Source organism: Streptomyces sp. NBC_00078 (assembly GCF_026343335.1).
Taxonomy (GTDB): domain Bacteria; phylum Actinomycetota; class Actinomycetes; order Streptomycetales; family Streptomycetaceae; genus Streptomyces.
Window position 1 is genome coordinate 6,532,008 of sequence record NZ_JAPELX010000001.1, and the last position, 23,090, is coordinate 6,555,097.

Below are 23,090 nucleotides of genomic sequence, written 5' to 3' on the forward strand. Positions count from 1 at the left end.
GTCATGCGAAGAACCGCCCTGCTCGTCTCCACCGCCTTGCTCACCGCCCTGTTGCCCCTCGCCGTCGCCCGGGCGGTCGACGAGCCCGCCCCGGTGCCCGTCGACCGCTTCGAGGGCGAGGTCCCCTTCGCCTCCCAGCCCGCCGAGGGGATCTTCACCTGGGGCGGCGACAGCGACGACCCGCCCGCGCTCCAGCTGACCGCAAGACCCGACGCCCCCGAGGGCGAAAAGGTACTCGCCGGCACCTACGACATCAGCGGTTACGGCGGTTTCACCCACGACTTCGCCGCGAACGAACCCGCCCACGACTGGTCCGCCCACCAGGGCATCCGCTTCTGGTGGGACGGCCGGGACAGCGGCAAGAAGATCGCCTTCGAGATCAAGGACGGCGGTGCGAACGGCGAGGCCTCCGAACTCTGGACGACCTCCTTCACCGACGACTTCACCGGCTGGAAACAGGTCGAGATCCCCTTCACCGACTTCGTCTACCGGACCGACTACCAGCCCGTCGGCGGCATCGACCACGTCCTCGGGCTCACTCGGATGTGGGGCTATTCCGTCACCCTCCCGGCCGGGGCCAAGGGCCAGTTCGCCATGGACGACGTGGAGTTGTACGGCAGGGCCGACCAGTCCCTGCGCGCCTCCGTCACCACGGACGCCGCCGTGTACCCCGTCAAGGAGGGCGGTTCGGCCACAGTCGAGGTCACCCTCGCCACCACCGGCTCCGCCCCTGTCGACGACCCGGTGACCGTCACGTACGAGACCACGGGCGGTACCGCGGACCCCGGCAGGGACTACACACCGGTCACCGGAACCCTCACCTTCCCGGCCGGTACGGCGTCCGGCGCGACTCGGACCATCCACGTGCCGACCCTGCGCGACAGGTCCGCCGAATCCGCCGAGGCGATCCCGCTCAAGCTCACGGTCACCGGCGCCAAGACCCCGGCCGAGACCCCGCAGGTCGTGATAGACGCCCACGGACTGCCGTACCTGGACAGCAAGTTGCCGGTGAAGAAGCGCGTGGCCGATCTCCTCTCCCGTATGTCCCTGGAGGAGAAGGCCGGCCAGATGACTCAGGCCGAACGCGGAGCCGTGGGGAACGGCGGGGACATCGCCGCCTACGACCTCGGCTCACTCCTGTCCGGCGGCGGCTCCACGCCCACGCCCAACACTCCCGGTGCATGGGCCGACATGATCGACGGCTTCCAACTCCGGGCGCAGGCAACGCGGTTCCAGATCCCGTTGATCTACGGCGTCGACGCCGTGCACGGCCACAACAACCTGGTCGGCGCCACGATCATGCCGCACAACATCGGCATCGGAGCCACCAGGGATCCCCAACTCGCCGAGAAGGCGGGCGCGGTGACCGCGTCCGAGGTGCGTGCCACCGGCGTCCCCTGGGACTTCGCCCCCTGCCTCTGCGTCACCCGCGACGAACGCTGGGGCCGTTCCTACGAGTCCTTCGGCGAGGACCCGGCCCTCGTCCAGTCCATGGAGACGGTCATCCAGGGCCTCCAGGGCGCCGCGAACGGCAAGGACCTCAAGGACGACGACAAGGTCCTCGCCACCGCCAAACACTTCGTCGGCGACGGCGGCACCGCGTACGGCTCCTCCACCACCGGCACGTACACCATCGACCAGGGCGTCACCAAGGTCACCCGGCAGCAGCTGGAGGCCGTCCACCTGGCGCCGTACGAGACCGCCGTCGACCGCGGCATCGGCACCGTCATGCCGTCGTACTCCTCGCTCGACGTCCTCGGCGACGGACAGGGCCCGGTGAAGATGCACGCCCGCGCCGACATGATCAACGGCGTGCTCAAGGGCCGGATGGGCTTCGACGGCTTCGTCATCAGCGACTGGAACGCCATCGACCAACTCCCCGGCGACTACGCGTCCCAGGTCACCACGGCGGTCAACGCCGGCGTCGACATGATGATGGTTCCGTACAGCTACCAGGACTTCAGCTCGACCCTGATCGCCGAGGTGAAGGCGGGCCGCGTCAGCGAGAAGCGGGTCGACGACGCCGTGTCGCGCATCCTCACGCAGAAGTTCCGGCTGGGGCTGTTCGAGCACCCCTACGCCGACACGAGCAACGCCTCGCGGATCGGTTCCGCCGCACACCGGGCCGTCGCCCGCCGGGCGGCCGCCGAGTCGCAGGTCCTGCTGAAGAACGCGAACGGCGTCCTGCCCCTGAAGGCGTCGCAGAAGGTGTACGTCGCCGGGTCCAACGCCGACGACCTGGGCAACCAGACCGGTGGCTGGACCGTCACCTGGCAGGGCGAGTCCGGCACCCACACCCGGGGCACGACCATCCTCGACGGGATGCGCAAGGACGGTGACGTCACCTACTCCAAGGACGCCTCCGCGCCCATGGCCGGCCACGACGTCGGTGTGGTCGTCGTCGGCGAGACCCCCTATGCCGAGGGCGTCGGCGACGTCGGCAACGGCAACGACCTGGAGCTGACCCCCGCCGACAAGGCCGCCGTCGACAAGGTGTGCGCGGCCATGAAGTGCGCGGTGCTGATCGTCTCCGGGCGCCCCCAGCTGATCGGCGACCGGCTAGGCGGGATCGACGGTCTGGTCGCGTCCTGGCTGCCGGGCACCGAGGGCGACGGGGTGGCCGACGTCCTGTACGGCAAACGCGCCTTCACCGGCCGGCTCCCGGTCACCTGGCCCCGGTCCGAGGCCCAGTTGCCGATCAACGTCGGTGACTCGGCGTACGACCCGCAGTTCCCGTACGGCTGGGGTCTGACCACACTGGCCAAGGTGCCGGAGGGGGGCGCGGTGACACTGAAGGCACTCGCGGTGGCCGCCGCCGTGGCCGAGAGGGCCGGGGCCGACGAGGCCGGCCGCGCACTCGTCACCAGGGCCCGGCTGATCGTTCAGCAGAAGGCGGGCGCCGCGATCACGGCGGGGGTCGCGAAGCCCTTCGCGGACGCGGACCACCTCACCCTCACACGGCACTACGGGGCGGCCGTGGAGAAGCTGACGGAGGCCTGGCGGGCCGCCTGAGGCGATACCCGCCACCTGCAAGAACGACCGGTTTTGGGAGGCTTCGGGTAGCTTCGAACCATGAAGGCCGTCGCATGGACCCGAAGTCTCCCGGGGCTGCTCCTGGCCCTGCTGCTCGCCGCCCTGACCGTCCTGTCCGCGGGCGCCCCGCCGGCCTCCGCCGCCACCAGCGTCTCGACGGTCGCCCAGGCCCTGCGCAAGAGCCCCGTCTACGTCGACCCGGCGGCGCGGGCCCAACTGTCGTCCGCCGACGCCGACGCCCTGGCCAAACAGATCAAGGACGCCGACAAACCGCTGTTCGTGGCGGTCCTCCCCGCCGGTTACCCGACGGCGAACCTCTTCCAGAACCTCCGCACCGCCACCGGCATCACCGGCCTCTACGCGATCCGCCTCGGCGACCGCTTCGACGCGCGCGCCGACGCCTCCGTGCTGCCGCACACCGCCGTGCAGAACCTCGTCACCGGCGTCCAGGGCGAGAAGGACGCCAGGGCCCAGCTGACCGACTTCACGAACAGCGCGCTCACCAACATCGGCGGTTCGGCCCCGTCGAGCTGGGGGTCCTCCTCCTCCGGCGGCGGGGTGTCGGCCACCGCGTTGATCACCGCGGGCGCGGTGCTGGTGGCCGGCGGAGCGGGCGCCCTCACACTCGTACGACGCAGCCGGCGCCGCAGGGCCGAGGAGCAGCGGGCCGCGCTGGAGCGGCTGAGGGTGGTGGTCGACGAGGACATCACCGCCTTCGGCGAGGAACTGGACCGCCTCGACTTCCACCCGGCGGAAGCGGGCGCCGACGACGCGATGCGTGCCGACTACGAACGCGCGCTGGACGCCTACGAGCGGGCGAAGTCCCTCATGGCCGGCGCCACGAAACCCGAGGACGTCCGCGCGGTCACCCAGGCCCTGGAGGACGGCCGCTTCTCCCTCAGCCAGCTCGCCGCCCGCCGCGAGGGCCGCCCGCTGCCCGAGCGCCGTCCGCCCTGCTTCTTCGACCCGCGCCACGGCCCCTCCGTCGCCGACGCCACCTGGACGCCCCCGGCCGGCGCCCCGCGCGAGGTGCCCGTCTGCGCGGCCGACGCCACCCGTCTCGCCGACGGCCGCGACCCCGTCGTCCGCGAGGTCGACACCGACCAGGGCCGCCGCCCGTACTGGGACGCGGGCCCCGCCTACGGCCCCTGGGCGGGTGGTTACTTCGGCGGCGGCCTCCTCCCCGGGCTCCTGGTCGGCACCCTGTTGGGCAGCATGATGGCCGCCCCGTCCTACGCGGCCGACTACGGCTCCGGATACGGCGACTTCGGCGGCGGTTACGGCGGCGGCGACATGTCCGGCGCGGACTTCGACCCCGGCGACTTCAGCGGCGGCTTCGGCGACGGCGGGGGAGGGGACTTCGGGGGCGGCGGGGACTTCGGCGGAGGGTTCTGACCCACCGAGCGGTGGTTGATCCTCGGGCTGCTCAGGACGCGCCCGCGGGAAGACCGGGCGGCCGGCCGGCGGCGGAGGTCGCGCGGCTCGGGACGGGGAGTCCGGCCTCGGTTCGACCTGCTGACGGCCGGCCCCGAAACGCGGAGCGCCCGCCTCCCGGTGCCGGGGGCGGGCGCGCTCGGTCACGCGTTCTTGATCGCGGAGATGTCGAAGTTGAGCTTGATCTTGTCGGAGACCAGGACGCCGCCCGTCTCCAGCGCCGCGTTCCACGTCAGGCCCCACTCGGAACGCAGGATCTCCGCCTTGCCTTCAAAGCCGACGCGCTCGTTGCCGAAGGGGTCCTTCGCGGCGCCGTTGAACTCGAGGTCGATGGTGATCGGCCTGGTGGTGCCGAGGATCTCCAGGTCACCGGTGATGCGGTAGTCGTCGCCGCCGAGGGACTCGGCCGAGGTGGAGCGGAAGGTCATCGTCGGGAACTCCTCCGTCTTGAAGAAGTCCGCGCTCTTGAGGTGCCCGTCGCGGTCCGCGGACCCTGTGTCGATGCTCTCCATCTTGACGTCGAGGGAGGCCTTGGAGGCGGCCGGGGCGCTCCCGTCCAGGTGCAGCGACCCGCTGAAGTCGAGGAACTTGCCCTTGACGTTGGTGACCATGGCGTGCCGGACGGTGAAGCCGATCGTGGAGTGCGCCGCGTCGATCGAGTAGTCGCCGGTCAGTGCGGTCAGGTCGGTGTTCCCCATGACATGCTCCTTCGAATTGATGTTGAATCTTGAACTACTCAACAGGGATGACCGTAGACCTATTCCTTTCGGGCATCAACGTCATCCGCGAAGTGTTGGCGTGATGCCCCTGAGGTGGTAGATGCCCAGGGCATGAACCCACACCGCGGCGGCTCCATGAGACCCACCCGTCGAGCGGTCCTACTCGCGGCGGCGCTCCTGGCCGCGGCCGCGCCCCCCGCCCGGGCCGTCGGCCCCGGCCTCGCCTCCGACCCCTACGACGTCCTCCGCCGCCGCTGGCTCGACATCGCCCTCGGCACCGACTACGACCCCACGGCGGAGCCGTACGCCTCCCGCCTCGCCGAAACCGGTGCACTGGCCCGCACCGCCCGGGCCACCATGGCGCCCACCCCCACCTCCCTCTGGCCCGGCTACCCCTACGACCCGCCGGCCGGCATCACCCAGAGCTACGGCCGGCTGTGGACGATGACCCAGGCCCATGTCCAGCAGGGCACCGGCTCGACCGGCGACCCGGCGCTCCTCGCGGACGTCCTGCGCGGCCTCGACCACCTCTCCGCCACGATCTACAGCCCCGCAACCACCCGCTACGGCAACTGGTGGGAATGGCAGATCGGCAGCCCCCGGCTCCTCATGGACATCGTGGCCGCGCTCCACGACCACCTCACCGAAACGCAGACCGACGCGGCCTGCGCCGCCGTGGACCACTTCATCCCCGACACGATGCTGACCGACTACTCCGGCACCTCCACCGGCGCCAACCGTGTCGACCTGTGCCGTTCGGTGGTTCTGCGCGGCATCCTGGGACGCGCGGACGACAGGATCGCCCTCGCCCGCGACGCGCTCTCGCCGGTCTTCCCGTACGTCACGAAGGGGGACGGGCTCTACGCGGACGGCTCGTTCGTCCAGCACACCCAGGTCGCGTACTCGGGGACGTACGGACAGGTGATGCTGGACGGCCTCGGCCGCCTGTTCACGCTCCTCGCGGGATCCGCGTGGGAGGTGACCGACCCGAACCGGCAGATCGTCCTCGACAGCGTCGAGCACGCCTACGCGCCCCTGGTCCACGACGGGCTGGTGATGGACGGTGTCAACGGCCGTGCCATCAGCCGGGGTTACCTCAAGAGCGACGACCTCCACGTCATGCGCAGCGACCACTTCCACGGGCAGGGCATCATCGCGGCCGTCGCCCTGCTGGCCGGCGGCGCGAGTGCCGCGGAGCGCGAGCGCTGGTACGCGGCCGTCAAGGGCTGGATCGAACGGGACACGGTGACACCGGTCCTGACGGCCCCTCAGTTCGGTGTCGCCGACCTGGCCCGGCTGCACGCCGTCGCCGGCTCGCCGGTTCCGGCAGCCCCGGAACCCGCCGGGCACCGCCTCTTCCCGGCCATGGACCGTGCCGTCCACCGCGGCTCCGGCTTCACGGCACACATCGCGATGTGCAGCGACCGCATCACGTACTACGAGTGCGGCAACGGCGAGAACCCGCGCGGCTGGCACACCGGCGCCGGAATGGTCTCCTGGTGGCCGCAGGGGCGGGGCGCCCGGTCCGATCGGTCCGACCGGTCGGACCGATCGGACCGGTCCGACCAGTACACAGACTGGTTCTGGCCGACCGTCGACTGGTACCGCCTCCCCGGCACCACCGTCTCCACCAGGCGCCTCGCCGACAACGCGGGCGGCGAGTGGGGCGCCCCCAAGCCGGATGTGCGCTGGGTCGGCGGTACGACGGACGGCGAGTACGCGGCCGTCGGCCAGCACCTCAAGGGCCTCGGCTCGACGCTCCGGGCCCGCAAGTCGTGGTTCTGCGTCGCGGACGCGGTGATCTGCCTGGGCGCCGGGATCACCTGCGCCGACGGGGTCCCCGTCGAGACGGTCGTCGACAACCGCAACCTGGGGGAGGGCGGTACCCAGGGGTTCGTACGGGGCCGGGGCTGGGCGCACCTGGAGGGCCACGGTGGCTGGCTCGTGCCCGACGGTGACCTGCACACCCTGCGCGAGGACCGCACCGGCGCCTGGTCCGACATCAACACCTCCAGTACGGCGGAGCGGGCCACCCGGCGCTGGCAGACCCTCTGGCTCGATCACGGCACGGACCCGACGGACGCCGCATACGTCTACGTCCTCATGCCCGGCGCCGCCCGCCGGACCGTCGTCTCCCGAGCCGCCGACCGCCACTGGCTGTCCCTGCTCGCCAACGACGACGCCTGCCAGGCCGTCCTGGTCCCCTCCCTGGGTCTCACGGCCGCCAACTTCTGGCAGCGGGGAACGGCGGGCCCGCTGACCACCTCGGCGCCCGCGAGCATCCTCGTACGCCGCCATGGCCGTACCGCTACTCTCTGCGTGAGCGAACCGCCCCGAACGGGCGAACCGATCGAGATCACCTGGGACCGTCCTGTGCGCGGGGTGAGCCGGGCGGACGACGCGGTCGAAGTCCTCTGCACGGGCCACCGCCTCACCGTGAGGGTTGCCCCAGGCGTGTCATGTTCGACTCACCGATGTGAGCTGACTCTCAGCTGACCGCTTTGTGCGACCCCTACAAGCCGCATGCCCCCTGAGCAGTCGGAACGCCTGCATGCCGTTGAGGTTCTGTTCAGGGGCACCAGGAAAACGGGCCGGAGACTGTACGGAGTCGACGGCTCGCATTCCTTGCTGGGCTTCGTATGGTCACTACATGACCGTTTTGGATGAGGCGCCGGGTGAGTCGACTGAGCCGACGGACGCGCGCGGCCGGGTGGCCGAGCTGCACGAGATCCGTGTGCAGGCGCTGGCCGGGCCGAGCGAGAAGGCGACCGAGGCGCAGCACGCCAAGGGCAAGCTGACCGGCCGGGAGCGCATCGAGCTGCTCCTGGACCCGGGTTCCTTCCAGGAGGTCGAGCAGCTGCGCCGGCACCGGGCGGTCGGGTTCGGCCTGGAGGCCAAGAAGCCGTACACGGACGGTGTGATCACCGGCTGGGGCACGGTGGAGGGCCGTACGGTCTTCGTCTACGCCCATGACTTCCGCATCTTCGGCGGCGCGCTGGGCGAGGCCCACGCCACGAAGATCCACAAGATCATGGACATGGCCATCGCGGCCGGCGCGCCGCTGGTCTCGCTGAACGACGGCGCGGGCGCCCGCATCCAGGAGGGCGTGTCCGCGCTCGCCGGCTACGGCGGCATCTTCCAGCGCAACACCAAGGCTTCCGGGGTCATCCCGCAGATCAGTGTGATGCTCGGCCCGTGCGCCGGCGGTGCGGCCTACAGCCCTGCGCTGACGGACTTCGTCTTCATGGTCCGCGAGACCTCGCAGATGTTCATCACCGGCCCGGACGTGGTCAAGGCGGTGACCGGCGAGGAGATCACGCAGAACGGCCTCGGCGGCGCCGACGTCCACGCGGAGACCTCCGGCGTCTGCCACTTCGCCTACGACGACGAAGAGACCTGCATCGGCGAGGTCCGCTACCTGCTGTCGCTGCTGCCGCAGAACAACCGTGAGAACCCGCCGCGGGTGGAGTCCACGGACGCGGCGGACCGCCGCAGCGAGGTGCTCCTGGACCTGGTCCCGGCGGACGGCAACCGGCCGTACGACATGACGAAGGTGATCGAGGAGATCGTCGACGACGGCGAGTTCCTCGAGGTCCACGAGCGCTGGGCCCGCAACATCATCTGCGCGCTGGGCCGTCTGGACGGCCAGGTCGTCGGCATCGTCGCCAACCAGCCGCAGACGCTCGCGGGCGTCCTGGACATCGAAGCGAGCGAAAAAGCTGCGCGCTTTGTCCAGATGTGTGACGCTTTCAATATCCCGATCGTCACCTTCCTGGATGTCCCAGGCTTCCTTCCCGGTGTCGACCAGGAGCACGGCGGCATCATCCGCCACGGCGCGAAGCTCCTCTACGCCTACTGCAACGCGACCGTGCCGCGGATCTCACTGATCCTTCGCAAGGCGTACGGAGGTGCGTACATCGTCATGGACAGCCAGTCCATCGGTGCGGACCTGACGTATGCCTGGCCGACGAACGAGATCGCCGTGATGGGCGCCGAAGGTGCCGCCAACGTCATCTTCCGCCGGCAGATCGCCGACGCCGAGGACCCCGAGGCCATGCGGGCCCGCATGGTCAAGGAGTACAAGTCCGAACTCATGCATCCGTACTACGCGGCCGAGCGCGGCCTGGTCGACGACGTCATCGACCCGACCGAGACCCGCGAGATCCTCATCCGCTCCCTGGCGATGCTGCAGACCAAGCACGCCGACCTGCCGTCGCGCAAGCACGGCAACCCCCCGCAGTAACCCGGCGGACCCTCCGCGACACCCTCGCGGAAACCTCATTCACGGAGACTGAGACCTATGAACACCCCTGACATTCGCGTCGAGAAGGGCCACGCCGAGCCCGAGGAGGTCGCCGCCATCACGGCCATCCTCCTGGCTCGCGCCGCGGCCGCCCCGTCGGACGTCCAGAGCCACCGAGGCCGCGCAAAAGCCGGCTGGCGCCGCCTGGAGCGCGAGGGCGGATTCCGCGCCCCGCACAGCTGGCACTGAGCCGCACGGCACCACAAAGAAGGGCCCCTCAAGAGAGGGGCCCTTCTGCATGCTTCCTGGCTTTGAGTGGGGGACGCACGCGGCCACGGACGGCCCCCGGACGGCACACAACCGTCCGGGGCAGCCCAGTGGCCGCGGGCACAACTACCGAAGCCGCGCCATGAGCGCATGCTCAACGAGAGTGATCAGCGCAGACTTGGCGTCAGCACGATGCCGCGCGTCGGTCGTGATGATCGGCGTGTCCGGGCCGATCTGCAGAGCCTCCCGCACCTCGTCCGGGTTGTACGGCTGGTTGCCGTCGAAGCCGTTGAGGGCGATCACGAAGGGGAGGCCCGAGTTCTCGAAGTAGTCGACCGCGGGGAAGCAGTCGGCCAGGCGCCGGGTGTCCACGAGTACGATCGCGCCGATCGCGCCGCGGACCAGGTCGTCCCACATGAACCAGAAGCGGTCCTGGCCGGGCGTACCGAAGAGGTACAGGATCAGGTCCTGGTCCAGGGTGATGCGTCCGAAGTCCATGGCGACCGTGGTGGTCGTCTTGTCTCCGGTGTGCGTGAGGTCGTCGATGCCTGCCGAGGCAGACGTCATGACGGCCTCGGTACGCAGCGGGTTGATCTCCGAGACGGCCCCTACGAACGTGGTCTTGCCCACGCCGAAGCCACCCGCCACCACAATCTTCGCTGAAGTGGTGGAGCGGGAAGGACCGCCGCTAGAGCTTGCGAAGTCCACTGAGCACCCTTTCGAGCAGTGTCACGTCTGGCTGGCCGCCGGCGTTCTCGTCGCCGCCGGGCTGATGGATCGCGACCAGTCCCGCCTCCGCCAAGTCGGCGACGAGGATCCTGGCCACGCCGAGAGGGATCGTCAGGAGTGCCGAGATCTCGGCAACCGACTTGATCTCCCGGCAGAGGTTGCAGATCCGCTGATGCTCGGGCAGCTGGCCCTGCATCTGGTGCGGCTGCGCGGTGGTGTGCACCAGCGCCTCGATGGCGAGCTGGTAGCGGGGCCTGGTGCGGCCGCCCGTCATGGCGTACGGGCGCACCAGGGGGTTGCTCGACGACCCTGCGGGCGCCGGCTCAGGGGCACGTCGCTGCGGCTGCACGGGCTGGATGCGCGGCGCCGGCGGCTGGTCGTACGGCGACGGACCGGGGCCCTGCGGACCCTGGGGCGCGTACGGCTGCTGACGCCGGTGGCTCGGGGCGGAGGGGAAGTTGTAACGGTTCGGGTTCTGGGAACCGTCGCCCTGGCCCTGGGCAGGGCCGTACGACCAGTTGCCCGAGGACGAACCGCCTGGGGGTGTTGCCACTTTCTCCTCCTCCGACCGTGCCGGGGCACCCAATCACTGTGGAGCCGCGTCCCGAAACCTTACGGCCCCGGGACGCCAATACGCACCGTCTGTCTGTCAGTTGAGCAGGCTGCCCTGGAGCTCCGCACGGAGATCCGGCGTCAGGACCGAACCGGCACGGTCCACCAGAAGAGCCATCTCGTACCCAATGAGACCGATGTCCGCCTCCGGATGCGCAAGGACCGCGAGCGAGGAACCGTCGGATACGGACATGATGAAGAGGAATCCCCGCTCCATCTCCACAACCGTCTGGTTCACGCTGCCGCCCTCGAAGATGCGCGAGGCACCGGCGGTGAGTGAGGTCAGACCCGACGCGACGGCCGCCAGCTGGTCGGCACGGTCGCGCGGGAACCCTTCGGACATCGCCAGAAGGAGTCCGTCGGCGGAGACCACCACGGTGTGGGACACCCCCGGGGTGTTGTCCACGAAGTTGGTGATCAACCAGTTCAGGTTCTGTGCCGCCTGGCTCATCGGGCTCACACTAACGCTCCTGGTTGTAGGTGCTGTCAGGCCCACTGTGGTGATTCCTAGTGGCCTGGCCGTTCGTTTCACTGCCTGCGCTGGCGTCGCGCCCGCGCTGGACACCCCGCCGCAGGTTGCTCAGCCTGCCCCGCACGTCCTCCGGGGCCCGGGAGATCTGGGGACCTCCCTGAGGGGTGGTCTCGGCGGCTCCCTCGACCAGGTTGGCCTTGGGCACGCGCCGCGGCAGGCCGGAGGCGGTGACCCCGCCTGCCTTCGGCTTCCGGAGCTGCGAGGCCTGCTGCCAGCGGTCGTCGTTCGTGGAACGCCAGTCGCCGGTGCCCTTGCCCGTACCAGTGCCGTTGCCGTTGCCGTTGCTCTCCGGTGTGGGGGCCGGCGCTTCCTGGTTCACCTGCCGGGCGCCGTTCGAACCGTTCGCAGCGGCCCCGAAGGCTCCGCGGCGGGGCAGTCCGGCGTCGGTCAGTGAGCGGCCGGCGGAAGGGGCCGGTCCCGGCTGGTCGAAGCCTACGCGGTCGTGCTCGCTCACGTCAGCGGCCTGCGCGGATTCCGTTTCCGCAGCGTACTCGGAGGAGTATCCGTTCCGGTAGCCGTCCTGCTGTGGCCAGTCGTCCTGGTAGCGCCGCTCCTCGAAGGCCGCGAAGGGCTCCGGGGCGGGGGCGTGGGAGGCGGCGGGCTCCTCGCGGACGGGCTCCGCATACGACGGCTCGGGGTAGCCGCCGTTGGACGAGAACGTGTCGTTCCGCGGCAGGCCGCCGTTCTGCGCGAAGTACGGATCTTCGTACGACGGGCGGGGAGCCGGCTCGTCGTACGCGGGGCGCTGCTGCTCCTCGTACGGAGTCTGCTGCGGCTCGTCGTAGGCGGGGCGCGGGTCGTAGCCGCCCGGCTGCTGCTCCTGGAATCCGGCGGGAGCGTTGTCGTAGGACGACTGCCTGCCGTAGGGGTCGGCGTAGGACGACTCGGCGGACTCCTGGCCCGGCTGGTCGCCGTGCGACTGGGCCTCCAGGGCCGCACGGCGCTCCTCGCGCATCAGCGAGCGGCCGACCGGGTCCAGCTCCCGGATGTCGTCCGGGACCTCGGTGTAGCGGGTGTCGTCGAAGCCGAGCTCCGCGGCCGTGCGCATCGGCAGGCCGTTGTTGAAGTCCTCGCCCCGGTAGCTCTGCTCCGGGATGATCTGCGAGACCGTGAACTCGTCGCGCGGCTGCTGCTCGCCGCCGCCACCGCCATGGGTGATCGCGTCGGGCAGCATGACCAGCGAGGTGGTGCCGGCCTGCTCGCCGGAGGGGCGCAGCTGGACGCGGATGCCGTGCCGGTCGGACAGCCGGCCGACCACGAACAGGCCCATGCGCTGGGAGATCGCGGCGTCCACGGTCGGCGGGTTGGCCAGCTTGTGGTTGATGTCCGCGAAGTCCTCGGCGGTGAGGCCGATGCCCTTGTCGTGGATCTCGATCATGATGCGGCCGTCGGGCAGACGGGTCGCGGTGACGCGGACCTTGGTCTGCGGGGAGGAGAACGTCGTCGCGTTCTCCAGGAGCTCGGCGAGCAGGTGCACGAGGTCGGTGACGGCGCGGCCGTGGATCTCGGCCTCGGGGACGCCCGACAGCTCGACCCGCTCGTACTGCTCCACCTCGGAGGAGGCGGCGCGCAGCACGTCGACCAGCGGGACCGGCTGGTCCCAACGGCGGCCGGGCTCCTCGCCGGCGAGGACCAGGAGGTTCTCGCCGTTGCGGCGCATACGGGTGGCGAGGTGGTCCAGCCGGAAGAGGTTCTCCAGCTGGTCCGGGTCGGCCTCGTTGTTCTCCAGGTCGGTGATGAGGGTCAGCTGGCCCTCGATCAGTGACTGGTTGCGCCGGGACAGGTTGGTGAAGATCGCGTTGATGTTGCCACGGAGCAGGGCCTGCTCGGAGGCGAGTCGCACGGCCTCGCGGTGGACCTGGTCGAAGGCGCGGGCGACCTCGCCTATCTCGTCCTTGGTGTTGATCGGGATCGGGGCGACCCGGGTGTCGACGCGGCCGGGGTCGGTGCGCGAGAGCTGGTCGACCAGCATCGGCAGGCGCTGCTCGGCGATACCGAAGGCGGCGTTGCGCAGCTGGCGCATCGAGCGGGACATCTGGCGGGCGACGGCACCGGCCAGGATGAACGCCAGGAGCAGGGCGACGACGACGGCGGCACCCGTGATGAGGGCGTCACGCTTGGCGTTGTCGGCGATGTCCGAGGCCTCGTTCACGGCCTTGTCGGCCATGTCCGACTGGATCCGCCGGTAGACGTCGGCCCGGAGGGTGGTGACCCCCCACCAGTTCTCGGCCGTGATGCCCCGCTGGGCGAGCAGGGCACGGGCGCTCGGGTCGGTGGTCTGCAGCGCCGAGAGCGCCGTGACCATCTCCGTCGGGTCGGACGGCGGCGGCACGTAGACCTGGTTGGCGGCCGCTGCCTTCGCGGCGGCCTGCTTGGCCTGGGCCGTGCCCTCCGCCTTCGCCTTGGCCTCGAGGTCGACGAGCTTCTTCGCGTCCGCCTCGGTACCGCCCGCCTTGTACTCCTCGATGGCTATGCCCTCGAGGTAGGCGTAGGAGGAGAGGGCGACGCGCTGCTTGGCGAGGTCGTCCTTCTTGGGGCCGGGGCTGACCAGCACGTGCATGCCGATCGACCGCTCCAGCGACAGAGCGGCCTGGGTCAGCGAGATCGCGTAGACGGTACGGCCGTAGCTGGTGATGTTGCCGGTGCCCAGACCGAGCTCGTTGGCGAACTCCATCAGGGGGTGGGCGACGGCGACGTACCCCTCTTCGGTCTCCACTCCGTGGACCTTGGAGGAGTAGGCGATCGCACGCAGGGTGGCCAGCTGCGGCTCGGCCTGCCGGAAAAGCTTGAGGCGGCGCAGCAGGCCGGCTTTCTTCGGCATGTTCTGCGCCGCCTCGTCGAAGGCGTCGGCCGCGTTGTCGGTCGTCTTGCGGGCCGCGTCGACCGTCCTCTTGTCCTCGGCGGTCTCGCCCTTGCCCTTGAGCAGCGGCGCGGCGGTGATGTCACGCTCGTTGTTGACCGCGTTGGCGTAGGTCAGGGAGGCCCGCACCAGACGTGCGGTGCTCTCGGCGTCCTGGGCCTCCTGCCAGGTGTCGATCGAGCTCTTCACCTGGAAGCCGCCCATGACCAGGCCGACCGTCACGGGTATGAGCAGGATCGCGTTCAGCCGGGTCGGCACCCGCCAGTTACGGGGGGAGAAACGGCCGCCGCTCGGAGCGGGGACAGCCGTCGGCTCGGAACCGGGCACAGGGGCGGGCGCCGCACCGCGCGGCGGCGGGGTGAAGTTGCCCCGGGCCGACGGCTCGGGACCGTTCTTGCTTCGCCTCACTCGACCAACAACCTCTCGGCGGCGGGCACCAACGTTGTGCCGCAGTGTCTCAGAGCCCAGTACGTCACTGAGTACGCAGTACTACTGAGTACGTCTTTGACTATTGGGCAGTTCACGCATTCCAGCACGACGACCTGCGCTCTTCCAAACAGTGGAAAGCGAAGATTCCGTGTGATGTAAGCCCCAGATAAAACGGTCATAAAGAACGAGCCCCGTCAAATGACGGGGCTTTCGTGTGCGCAGTGGCACCAGGTGGCAACCACCCGTGGCCGTACCACGCGATTCCACTGTCAAAACGTTATGAACACCGGGGCCGACCGTGTCAAAGGCCACAGCCGGCTCCGGTGCTCCTACGACAACTGCCGTACGGCCTTGCCGACTTCCCGATGATCTACCGCAGCCGTGCCATGAGAGCGTGCTCGACCAGCGTGATCAGCGCACTCTTGGCATCTGCCCGGTGACGGGCGTCGGTCGTGATGATCGGGGTGTCGGGGCCGATCTGCAGGGCCTCGCGCACCTCCTCGGGCGCGTACGGCTGGTGCCCCTCGAAGCCGTTGAGCGCGACGACGAAGGGGAGGCCCGAGTTCTCGAAGTAGTCGACCGCGGGGAAGCAGTCGGCCAGGCGCCGGGTGTCCACGAGTACGATCGCGCCGATCGCGCCGCGGACCAGGTCGTCCCACATGAACCAGAAGCGGTCCTGGCCGGGCGTACCGAAGAGGTACAGGATCAGGTCCTGGTCCAGGGTGATGCGTCCGAAGTCCATGGCGACCGTGGTGGTCGTCTTGCCGCCGGTGTGCGTGAGGTCGTCGATGCCTGCCGAGGCAGACGTCATGACGGCCTCGGTGCGCAGCGGGTTGATCTCCGAGACGGCGCCGACGAACGTGGTCTTGCCCACGCCGAAGCCACCCGCCACCACGATCTTCGCGGAGGTGGTCGCCCGCCCTCCGTCAGAGCTTGCGAAGTCCACTGAGCACCCTTTCGAGCAGGGTCACGTCCGGCGCACCGGTCGTCTCGTCGCCACCAGGCTGGTGGATGGCGACGAGCCCGGCCTCGGCCAGGTCCGCGACAAGAATCCGGGCCACGCCCAGTGGCATGGCCAGGAGCGCCGACACCTCGGCGACCGACTTCACCTCACGGCACAGGTGGCAGATGCGCTGGTGCTCCGGGAGCAGCCCCATGAGCGCTGCCGGGTCGGCCGTCGTGCTGATCAGCGCCTCGATGGCGAGCTGATAGCGCGGCCGGGTCCGGCCACCGGTCATCGCGTACGGACGTACCAGCGGCTGGTCGCCCTCATCCTCGTACGGCTCCGCGTACGGATCATGAGAGGCGGTGGGCGGGGTCATGAATCCTCCGGGCGGGACAGCATGTCGGTCAGTCGTGCCGTCGGAATGGCCGATGGGGGGATTTTGACGGCCGGACGGTGATTTGGTGAGACGGGTGGTGCCGTGAGGGTCAGTGGAGCAGACTGCCTTGCAGTTCGGCACGGAGGTCGGGTGTGAGGACCGCGCCCGCCCGGTCGACCAGCAGCGCCATCTCGTAGCCCACCAGGCCGATGTCGCACTCGGGGTGCGCGAGTACGGCGAGGGACGAGCCGTCCGAGACGGACATGAGGAAGAGAAAGCCGCGTTCCATTTCGACGACCGTCTGCGCCACGCTGCCCCCCTCGAAGATCCGGGAGGCCCCGGCCGTCAACGAGGTGAGTCCGGACGCGACGGCCGCCAGTTGATCGGCACGGTCACGGGGGAAGCCTTCCGACATCGCCAGAAGGAGACCGTCCGCGGACACGACGACGGTGTGGGACACCCCGGGGGTGTTGTCCACAAAGTTGGTGATCAACCAGTTGAGGTTCTGTGCCGCCTGGCTCATCTGGCTCAACTAACGCTCCTGCTGGTGAGTGGGGCTCGGGAAGCTGCCGGTCTGGCCGGTACCGGCCTGGCGACCCTGCGCGATGCCCCGACGGAGATTGGTCAGCCGGCCGCGTACGTCGTCAGGCGAACGCGAGACAGCCGGACCGGGTTGGTGCTGTTGCTGCTGAGCCGTGCCCGGGACGAGGTTCGCCCGGGGCACCCGGCGCGGCAGGCCGGAGGTGGTGACGCCGCCCGCCGCCGGCTGCCTGACGCGTTCCGCCTGCCGGACGAGGTCGTCGTTCGGTGAGGCGCGCCAGGAAGAGGTGACGGGACGCTGTGCGGAGGTGGAGTGCTCCGGCGCGGGGGCGGAGGACGGAGCCGACGGCTGCTGTGCCGCGGAGCCGTTGCCCTGCTGCCCGGAGCCGTCGCCCTGCTCGCTGCCGTGGAACCAGTTGGTCTCCAGCGTGTCGTACAGCGGTGTACGACCGTCGCCCGGGCCGGTCGCCGGAGGCAGCGCCTCGGGCTCCTGGCGGGCGGGCCGCTGCTGCGGACGCGACGGGGCCGGCGGCCGCGGAGCACCGAAGTCGCCCTGGTTGCCGCCCGCCTGCGAGCGCTCGAACTGCCCGGTGCCGGAGGGGTCGGGGCGACCGGGCAGCGAGTGCTGCCCGGTGGAGCCGCCGTCGTAGCCCGGCGCGGCGAACTGGCCCGTGGAGCTGCCGTCGTACCCGTACGCCTGGGGGCTCGCGAACTGGCCCGTGTTGGCCGGGTTGCTCGGGTTGTTCTGGCCGCCCTGGCCGCCCTGGCCGCCCTGGCCGCCCTGGCCGTTCGGAGTGCCGAAGACGTCCGAGCGGACGAACTGGCCCGTGTTCTGCGAACCGTTCGAGCCCGGCTGAAGCGCACCGAAGTCCTGCTGGGCGTACTGGCCGGTGTTCTGCGGCGAGTCCGCTCCGGGACGGCCGTACTGGCCCGTGTGCTGCGGGTTGCCCGGCGCCGGTGCACCGAAGTCGGGGCGCGGGAAGTCCGAGGCGGAGCCCTGGGCGAACTCGGTCGGGGAGCCGGGACCCTGAAGGTCGCCGGTCCGCGCGATCGCCGGCATCTCCGACGTCGAGCCCGGGCCCTGACGGTCGTCGACACGCGGCATCCGGGAGGTCTCGTCGTGACCGCGCGGGGTGTCGAGCGAGGCACGCGGCACTGGCGGCTGCGCGTTCTCGTCGCTCCAGCTCGGCGTACGGGGCTGCGGGTTGCCGCCCGGCAGCTCGGCTCGCGGACCACCGCGGCCGGGCAGCTGCGGCTGACGGCCACGCCGGCCGCCGGAACGCCCGCCCTGCTCGTTGCCGGCGTTGCCGGGAGCCGGGGACTGCGGCGGTACGGCGCCACGAGCGCCGCCGAAGCTGTCCTGGCCCGTGCCAGCGGGCTGCAGACCCTGCGGCGCGCCCGGCGCCTGACCGAAGCCGGCGCCCGCACCCGCGGGAGACGGCCGGCCCTGCTGCGGGGCTGCCGGGGACTGCGGTCCACGGTGTCCGCCCGGCGCGCCCGGACGGCCGCCGCCGTTGCCACCGGCACCCGGCAGCGCGGCACGCGGACCCTGAGCGGCACCCAGCCGGCCTCCACCGGAGGGGGCACCGGCACCGAGGGCACCGCCCGGAGCACCACCGCCCAGCGCACCTGCGCCGAGGGGGCCACCGGGGGCACCGGCCTGGCGTCGTGCCGCGGCCACACCGGCGGCGGCCTGAGCGGCGGCCGGACCGCCGCTCACAGGGGCGCCCTGACCGGTCTTGGGCTGCGGCTTCTTGCCGCCCTGGGCGACATCGACGGGCAGCATGACCAGCGCGGTCGTACCACCGGAGTCGGAGGGGCGCAGCTGGATGCGGATGCCATGGCGCTGCGACAGGCGACCGACCACGAACAGACCCATGCGGCGGGAGACGGAGACGTCCACGGTGGGCGGCGAGGCGAGCCGCTCGTTGATCGCCGCGAGGTCCTCCGGGGAGAGGCCGATGCCGGTGTCGTGGATCTCGATCAGGACGCGGCCGTCGGGCAGCGCGTGACCGGTGACCTTGACCTTGGTCTGCGGCGAGGAGAACGAGGTCGCGTTCTCGAGCAGCTCGGCGAGCAGGTGCACGAGGTCGTTGACGACCCGGCCGGCCACTTCGGTGGTCGGCACGGAGGAAAGCTCGATGCGCTCGTACTGCTCCACCTCGGACGCGGCGGCACGGAGCACGTCGACCAGCGGGACCGGGCGGGTCCAGCGGCGGCCGGGCTCTTCACCCGCGAGGACGAGGAGGTTCTCACCGTTACGGCGCATGCGCGTCGCGAGGTGGTCGAGCTTGAACAGCGAGGACAGCTGGTCCGGGTCGGCCTCGCGGGACTCCAGTTCGGAGATGAGCGAGAGCTGACGCTGGATGAGGCCCTGGGAGCGGCGCGAGAGGTTGGTGAACATCGCGTTGACGTTGCCCCGCAGCAGGGCCTGCTCGGCGGCGAGCCGGACCGCCTCGCGGTGCACGTCGTCGAAGGCCGCGGCCACCTGGCCGATCTCGTCCTTGGAGTGCACACCGACCGACTCGACGGAGGTGTCGACGTCCTGCGGGTCCGACTCGGACAACTGCTTGACCAGCTCGGGCAGCCGGTCCTGGGCGACCTTGGTGGCGGTCTCCTGCAGCCGGCGCAGCGAGCGGATCATCGACCGGGCCACCACGAAGGCGCCGACGAGCGAGACACCGAGGACGAGCAGGATCAGCGCACCGGAGATGATCGCCTCGCGCTCGGAGGCGGAGCGCAGCTCGCGGGCCTTCTGCTCCATGTCCTCGAGCAGCGTGTGCTCGATCTTCTTCATCTGCTCGATCTTGGTCGAGCTGTCGTCCACCCAGTCCTGGTACGACCGCTTCGGCAGGTCGGACAGGCCGTCCGTGGAGGCGAGCGCGCGGCCGGCGTACTTGTCGGTGGCCGTGATCGTCGCGTTGTTCTCCTCGATGGGCTTGAGGAGGGCGACCGCCGAGTCCGTGCCGTAGATGCTCTTGAAGCTGCGCAGTTCGGAGCCCTGGCTCTGCAGTGCCGACTCCGCGTACAGCCGGTCGTTCTCCGAGAGCTTGCCGACGGAGGTGTTGTTCGCGGGAAGCGCCGCCGCGAGGACCGCGCGCTGCACGGACGCGTACTCCTTGGCGGAGGAGAACGCGGCCAGCGAGCGGGTGCGCTGGATCATCTCGGGGTTGCTGGTGGCCTCCGCCATGTCCTGCGAGAGGTCCAGCAGGTGCGTGATGAGGCGGTGGTAGGACTCGACGGTCTGGGACGAGTTGAGCTGCGTCTCGTAGGCGCCGGCCCGGACCTTCTCCAGCGAGCCCAGGTCGCTGACGACGCTGACGAGGCTCTCGCGCACACCCTGGAGGTGGGTGTCCTCGCCGGAGACGTCGACCTGTTCGGCGGCGTCCTTGAAGTTCTGCTCGGCCCGGTCCGTCTTGTCGCGGTAGCCCTTGACCGTGTAGGCGCTGCCGTTCGAGCCGTGCGCCAGCGGGCCGGCGGACTGGTCGCGCTCCTCCTGGAGCGCGGCGGCCAGCTCGGTGGCCTGCTTGGTCATGTCCGTCAGCAGCTTCATGTTGTCGAGCTGCTGGATGTCATTCATGTTGTCGCTGATGCGCAGGGCGCCCAGCGAGGTCGCCGCCACCACGGGGAGCGCGAGCAGCGACACCAGGCGCGTGGAGATGCGCCAGTTGCGCAGCGCGACGCGCGATCCGGGGCCGCCCGGGCCCTTCGGCGGCTTGACCGGCGGGGGAGTGGTGCCGGAGGACCCGGAAGGTCCGGACGCGCCGGGGCGCCCGGAGCGCTCACCGCCGTCGCCGGACGCCAGGCCCTGGTTCTGGGCGTGCTGGGGCGAGGAACTGCCGGCATTGGGGCCAGTCCCGCCGTGCGGCTCCGGCTCCGCCGAAGCACTGCCATCCCTCTTGAAACGTCCCTGCACTAGCGTCGCAACCTCTGGACCAGGCGCCCCTCCGCGTGAACGGAAAGACACGGTGTCGGCGTTTTGGAGAGCGCCCTGAACGCGCCCCCCAGTTGGTCGTGAGTGACCGGAGCTGGCTCCCCCTTCTTGCCGTCACGCGGCGCTCGTCGCGCCCCCTGTGCGCCGGCTCGATCCCGCGGCGGTCCGTGGCATTCCAGCACAGAGCAGGATCTCCAACAAGGTTCGAGGGTCATGCCGTGACGTACGTGACAGCACGTGAGTACCGAGTCACCAGCCGTAGAAGGAGATCACCCGCATAACGGACGTATGCCCGCGAGTTGCACGGGATCGGACGTTGTCCCAGTCGACATGATCAGGAGCGGAATGATGGCTTCAGGGGGCCAATGTCCGTTTCGTTGGGGTGGATTGTGGGCCTGAATTGACCGATTTGCCCGCCACTCCGTGAGCAAACTCACATGCTGATCAAGGGGTCTCCCCGTCTCCGGATGGGAATTGCATGTTTAGTCTGGCGCTTTACAAGACGTAACGTTTTGACAACCGCGCTCGCGCCGAGGGCCCTTTCGGTCTGGCCGGACGCCCCTAGACGACAAGGTCACGTTCAACAGTGAAGACGACGATGATGTTCCGCAACATAGCCAACCCGCAGCGCACCACGCTGGCGCACCTCGAGGACGCCGACGCACTGCAGGCCCCGCAGCAGCCGGAGCACTCCGTCGACCTCCCGGCCCAGACGGCCAACCCGCGACGCACCATTCTGATGGATCTGCCGGCGGGTGCAGCGGCGGCCTCTGCGGCCGAGTAGCACGGCCGGGGCGGTCATGCTCCGCCTGTCAACTTCCTGGCCGCCTCCACCTTTTCCCGGTGCAGCTCCTTCAGCCGCTGCAGCACCTTGGTGTGCTTCCGGATCATTCCCTTCTGGATCCGTGTCTCGGTATCCAGCCAGGACTCCAGGAGATTCGTACTCCGCTTGCACGTCACATCGGCAGCGGCCGTCTTCCTCTCCTTCTCCGTCACTTCCCCCTGGGTGAACGCGGGCGTGCGGAACGGGTCCATCGGAGAGGCGTAGTCGTACCCCTTCTCCTTCATGCAGGCGGACCAGCGGGTGAAGAGGGACTTGATGTCGGAGTCCCGCATGGAATCCTTGTAGCTGTCGGTGGAGATGTTGCTGGCCGCCGTCACTCCCGCCGGGTACGCGTAGGGTTCGGCGAACTTCTTGATGGACGACCCCAGGCAGCCCGTGTCCGGCACTGCCTTTCCCCGGTACTCCAGTCTGCCGTTCTTCTCTCCCGGGATTTCCCTGCTTCGCGATCCGTAGAGGACTTTCTTCTGGTCCGCGGTGAGTTTCGGCTCCGGCTCGGGCGGCTGCGGTGGAAGCCGGTATCCGTAGCGGTTCGCGTCGTCCATGTCCGACAGTCCGTAGCGCCGGTCGGAGATGGCTGCCGGTGCCGATTTCCCGGGCGGCCGGTAGGGAAGTCCGAAGTTCCTCATGCAGTCCCGCGCCATCACCTGCTGGGCGCTTTCGATGACCTCGTATTCGGCGTCGCTGTAGCTGTACGCCGCGATCGGCAACCGGTAGGTGTAGTCGGCCCGTCCGGGCGTCGCGCCGCCGGTGGGCGGCTCCGGTGCCCCGGAGGCGGTGACCGGGCCCCGTCCCGTGGAGTCGTGGGAGGCGCAGCCCGTCAGCAGGGCAAGGCAGAAGGGGAGGGCGAGGGACAGGGCGGGGATCGCCGAACGCTTCATGATTCCAAACGCCTCTGGGATGCCTCTGAGGGATAACTCCGGGGGAGCCCCGCGCGGGGCCGGGCGCCCTGCGCGGGGTGGATGCCGTTCGTCAGTGGCGCCGTTGCCGTAGCCCTAGTTCCACTTGTAACAGTTGGTGCCGCTCCGGGCGAAGCCCATGGAAGCGTTCTCGTTGTAGGTGTTGTGCAGTCGGTCGGCGGCCGTGAGCGGGGCGAATGTGTCGCAGGCGCCGGAATAACCGCTGTTGAAGAAGACCGTTGCGATGTTGTCGATGCTCTGGTTGCTGAACGAAGCCGCGTTGTTCTTCACAGCCACGCCCTTACCGGCTCCCGAAGTCAGAAAGGTGTAGCCGGCGAGATTGGACACGCTGGTGCCTCTGAACGCGGTGAACGAACCTGACAGTCCACTGTTGTAGAAGAAGACTCCGCAGTTCTTCTGCGAGTCAAGGCAGTACGGTCCTGCGTCGGCGTGTGCCAGGGGTGCCATGCCCAATACAGCGGCGGCCGTGGCGGGAATCGCCACAGCCAGGGCACGGAACTTTCGAGATACCTTCATGGGGTCCTCCCCGTTGCGAACTCGGTGGTTTTAGCGGCGATCAGCCTATGGCGCGCCCATGCCCGAATCAATAGATTTCACAGTCGCGAGATCATTCTCTGCTGAAATGCCCCGTTGTAGGCATTTTCCGGAATTCGATATTCCGTTAAGGCGGCTTCT

17 protein-coding genes are annotated in these 23,090 nt (G+C 69.8%); 6 read left to right on the top strand and 11 right to left on the bottom strand.

Annotated features, from left to right (window positions below):
• Window positions 1–3 precede the first annotated feature (3 nt).
• Window positions 4–3,012 carry a glycoside hydrolase family 3 protein gene (locus OOK07_RS30815; protein ID WP_266799710.1) on the top strand — a complete coding sequence of 1,003 codons (3,009 nt, stop codon included), beginning with the start codon at window positions 4–6 and terminating at the stop codon, window positions 3,010–3,012.
• Between the two features lie 60 nt (window positions 3,013–3,072).
• Window positions 3,073–4,428, top strand: coding sequence for a hypothetical protein (locus tag OOK07_RS30820; protein ID WP_266685033.1), 1,356 nt, complete (start codon window positions 3,073–3,075; stop codon window positions 4,426–4,428).
• 182 nt (window positions 4,429–4,610) lie between these two features.
• Here the strand turns inward: OOK07_RS30820 and OOK07_RS30825 are convergent, their stop codons facing one another.
• On the bottom strand, window positions 4,611–5,165 hold the full coding sequence (locus OOK07_RS30825; protein WP_266685034.1) for a YceI family protein: 555 nt from the start codon (window positions 5,163–5,165) through the stop codon (window positions 4,611–4,613).
• A 156-nt stretch (window positions 5,166–5,321) separates the two neighbouring features.
• Here OOK07_RS30825 and OOK07_RS30830 point away from each other — a divergent pair, with 156 nt between their 5' ends.
• From OOK07_RS30830 to OOK07_RS30840, 3 genes are all read left to right on the top strand, one after another.
• Entirely contained in the window at window positions 5,322–7,682 is a 2,361-nt protein-coding gene (locus tag OOK07_RS30830; RefSeq protein WP_266799712.1) for a polysaccharide lyase 8 family protein, read from the top strand.
• 154 nt (window positions 7,683–7,836) lie between these two features.
• Complete coding sequence (locus tag OOK07_RS30835) at window positions 7,837–9,429, top strand: acyl-CoA carboxylase subunit beta (RefSeq protein ID WP_266685036.1); 1,593 nt, start codon at window positions 7,837–7,839, stop codon at window positions 9,427–9,429.
• A gap of 57 nt (window positions 9,430–9,486) precedes the next feature.
• Window positions 9,487–9,678 carry an acyl-CoA carboxylase subunit epsilon gene (locus tag OOK07_RS30840; protein ID WP_266799715.1) on the top strand — a complete coding sequence of 64 codons (192 nt, stop codon included), beginning with the start codon at window positions 9,487–9,489 and terminating at the stop codon, window positions 9,676–9,678.
• Window positions 9,679–9,822: 144 nt separating this feature from the next.
• On the opposite strand, the gene OOK07_RS30845 is transcribed toward OOK07_RS30840, so the two are convergent.
• From OOK07_RS30845 to OOK07_RS30880, 8 genes are all read right to left on the bottom strand, one after another.
• Window positions 9,823–10,404, bottom strand: coding sequence for a GTP-binding protein (locus OOK07_RS30845; protein ID WP_026248371.1), 582 nt, complete (start codon window positions 10,402–10,404; stop codon window positions 9,823–9,825).
• On the bottom strand, window positions 10,385–10,978 hold the full coding sequence (locus OOK07_RS30850; RefSeq protein ID WP_266685038.1) for a DUF742 domain-containing protein: 594 nt from the start codon (window positions 10,976–10,978) through the stop codon (window positions 10,385–10,387). The genes OOK07_RS30845 and OOK07_RS30850 overlap by 20 nt, the downstream gene beginning before the upstream one ends.
• A gap of 96 nt (window positions 10,979–11,074) precedes the next feature.
• Entirely contained in the window at window positions 11,075–11,488 is a 414-nt protein-coding gene (locus tag OOK07_RS30855) for a roadblock/LC7 domain-containing protein (protein WP_037781109.1), read from the bottom strand.
• 10 nt (window positions 11,489–11,498) lie between these two features.
• Window positions 11,499–14,837: a sensor histidine kinase gene (locus OOK07_RS30860; RefSeq protein WP_266685039.1), complete on the bottom strand. Its 3,339-nt coding sequence runs from the start codon at window positions 14,835–14,837 to the stop codon at window positions 11,499–11,501.
• 391 nt (window positions 14,838–15,228) lie between these two features.
• Window positions 15,229–15,804 (bottom strand): GTP-binding protein, encoded by a 576-nt coding sequence (locus tag OOK07_RS30865; RefSeq protein ID WP_266522034.1) that lies wholly within the window; start codon window positions 15,802–15,804, stop codon window positions 15,229–15,231.
• Window positions 15,785–16,180, bottom strand: a complete 396-nt coding sequence (locus OOK07_RS30870; protein ID WP_016432454.1) for a DUF742 domain-containing protein — start codon at window positions 16,178–16,180, stop codon at window positions 15,785–15,787. Before OOK07_RS30870 ends, OOK07_RS30865 begins: the two co-directional genes overlap by 20 nt.
• Window positions 16,181–16,289: 109 nt before the next feature.
• On the bottom strand, window positions 16,290–16,703 hold the full coding sequence (locus OOK07_RS30875; RefSeq protein WP_003993189.1) for a roadblock/LC7 domain-containing protein: 414 nt from the start codon (window positions 16,701–16,703) through the stop codon (window positions 16,290–16,292).
• Between the two features lie 9 nt (window positions 16,704–16,712).
• Entirely contained in the window at window positions 16,713–20,636 is a 3,924-nt protein-coding gene (locus tag OOK07_RS30880; RefSeq protein WP_266799718.1) for a sensor histidine kinase, read from the bottom strand.
• Window positions 20,637–21,240: 604 nt separating this feature from the next.
• On the opposite strand from OOK07_RS30880, the gene OOK07_RS30885 reads away from it, so the two are divergent.
• A complete protein-coding gene (locus OOK07_RS30885) occupies window positions 21,241–21,438 on the top strand; it encodes a hypothetical protein (RefSeq protein ID WP_266685041.1) in 198 nt (65 codons plus the stop codon).
• Window positions 21,439–21,452: 14 nt separating this feature from the next.
• Here the strand turns inward: OOK07_RS30885 and OOK07_RS30890 are convergent, their stop codons facing one another.
• Both OOK07_RS30890 and OOK07_RS30895 read right to left on the bottom strand, forming a co-directional pair.
• Complete coding sequence (locus OOK07_RS30890; RefSeq protein WP_266799719.1) at window positions 21,453–22,376, bottom strand: hypothetical protein; 924 nt, start codon at window positions 22,374–22,376, stop codon at window positions 21,453–21,455.
• Window positions 22,377–22,490: 114 nt separating this feature from the next.
• Entirely contained in the window at window positions 22,491–22,931 is a 441-nt protein-coding gene (locus tag OOK07_RS30895) for a hypothetical protein (RefSeq protein WP_266685043.1), read from the bottom strand.
• Between the last annotated feature and the right edge of the window lie 159 nt (window positions 22,932–23,090).

Bases quoted from the DNA above. Each gene is read 5' to 3' on its own strand.
- OOK07_RS30815 (WP_266799710.1), top strand. From the start codon at position 4: ATGCGAAGAACCGCCCTGCTCGTCTCCACCGCCTTGCTCACCGCCCTG.
- OOK07_RS30820 (WP_266685033.1), top strand. From the start codon at position 3,073: ATGAAGGCCGTCGCATGGACCCGAAGTCTCCCGGGGCTGCTCCTGGCC.
- OOK07_RS30825 (WP_266685034.1), bottom strand. From the start codon at position 5,165: ATGGGGAACACCGACCTGACCGCACTGACCGGCGACTACTCGATCGAC.
- OOK07_RS30830 (WP_266799712.1), top strand. From the start codon at position 5,322: ATGAGACCCACCCGTCGAGCGGTCCTACTCGCGGCGGCGCTCCTGGCC.
- OOK07_RS30835 (WP_266685036.1), top strand. From the start codon at position 7,837: ATGACCGTTTTGGATGAGGCGCCGGGTGAGTCGACTGAGCCGACGGAC.
- OOK07_RS30840 (WP_266799715.1), top strand. From the start codon at position 9,487: ATGAACACCCCTGACATTCGCGTCGAGAAGGGCCACGCCGAGCCCGAG.
- OOK07_RS30855 (WP_037781109.1), bottom strand. From the start codon at position 11,488: ATGAGCCAGGCGGCACAGAACCTGAACTGGTTGATCACCAACTTCGTG.
- OOK07_RS30870 (WP_016432454.1), bottom strand. From the start codon at position 16,180: ATGACCCCGCCCACCGCCTCTCATGATCCGTACGCGGAGCCGTACGAG.
- OOK07_RS30875 (WP_003993189.1), bottom strand. From the start codon at position 16,703: ATGAGCCAGGCGGCACAGAACCTCAACTGGTTGATCACCAACTTTGTG.
- OOK07_RS30890 (WP_266799719.1), bottom strand. From the start codon at position 22,376: ATGAAGCGTTCGGCGATCCCCGCCCTGTCCCTCGCCCTCCCCTTCTGC.
- OOK07_RS30895 (WP_266685043.1), bottom strand. From the start codon at position 22,931: ATGAAGGTATCTCGAAAGTTCCGTGCCCTGGCTGTGGCGATTCCCGCC.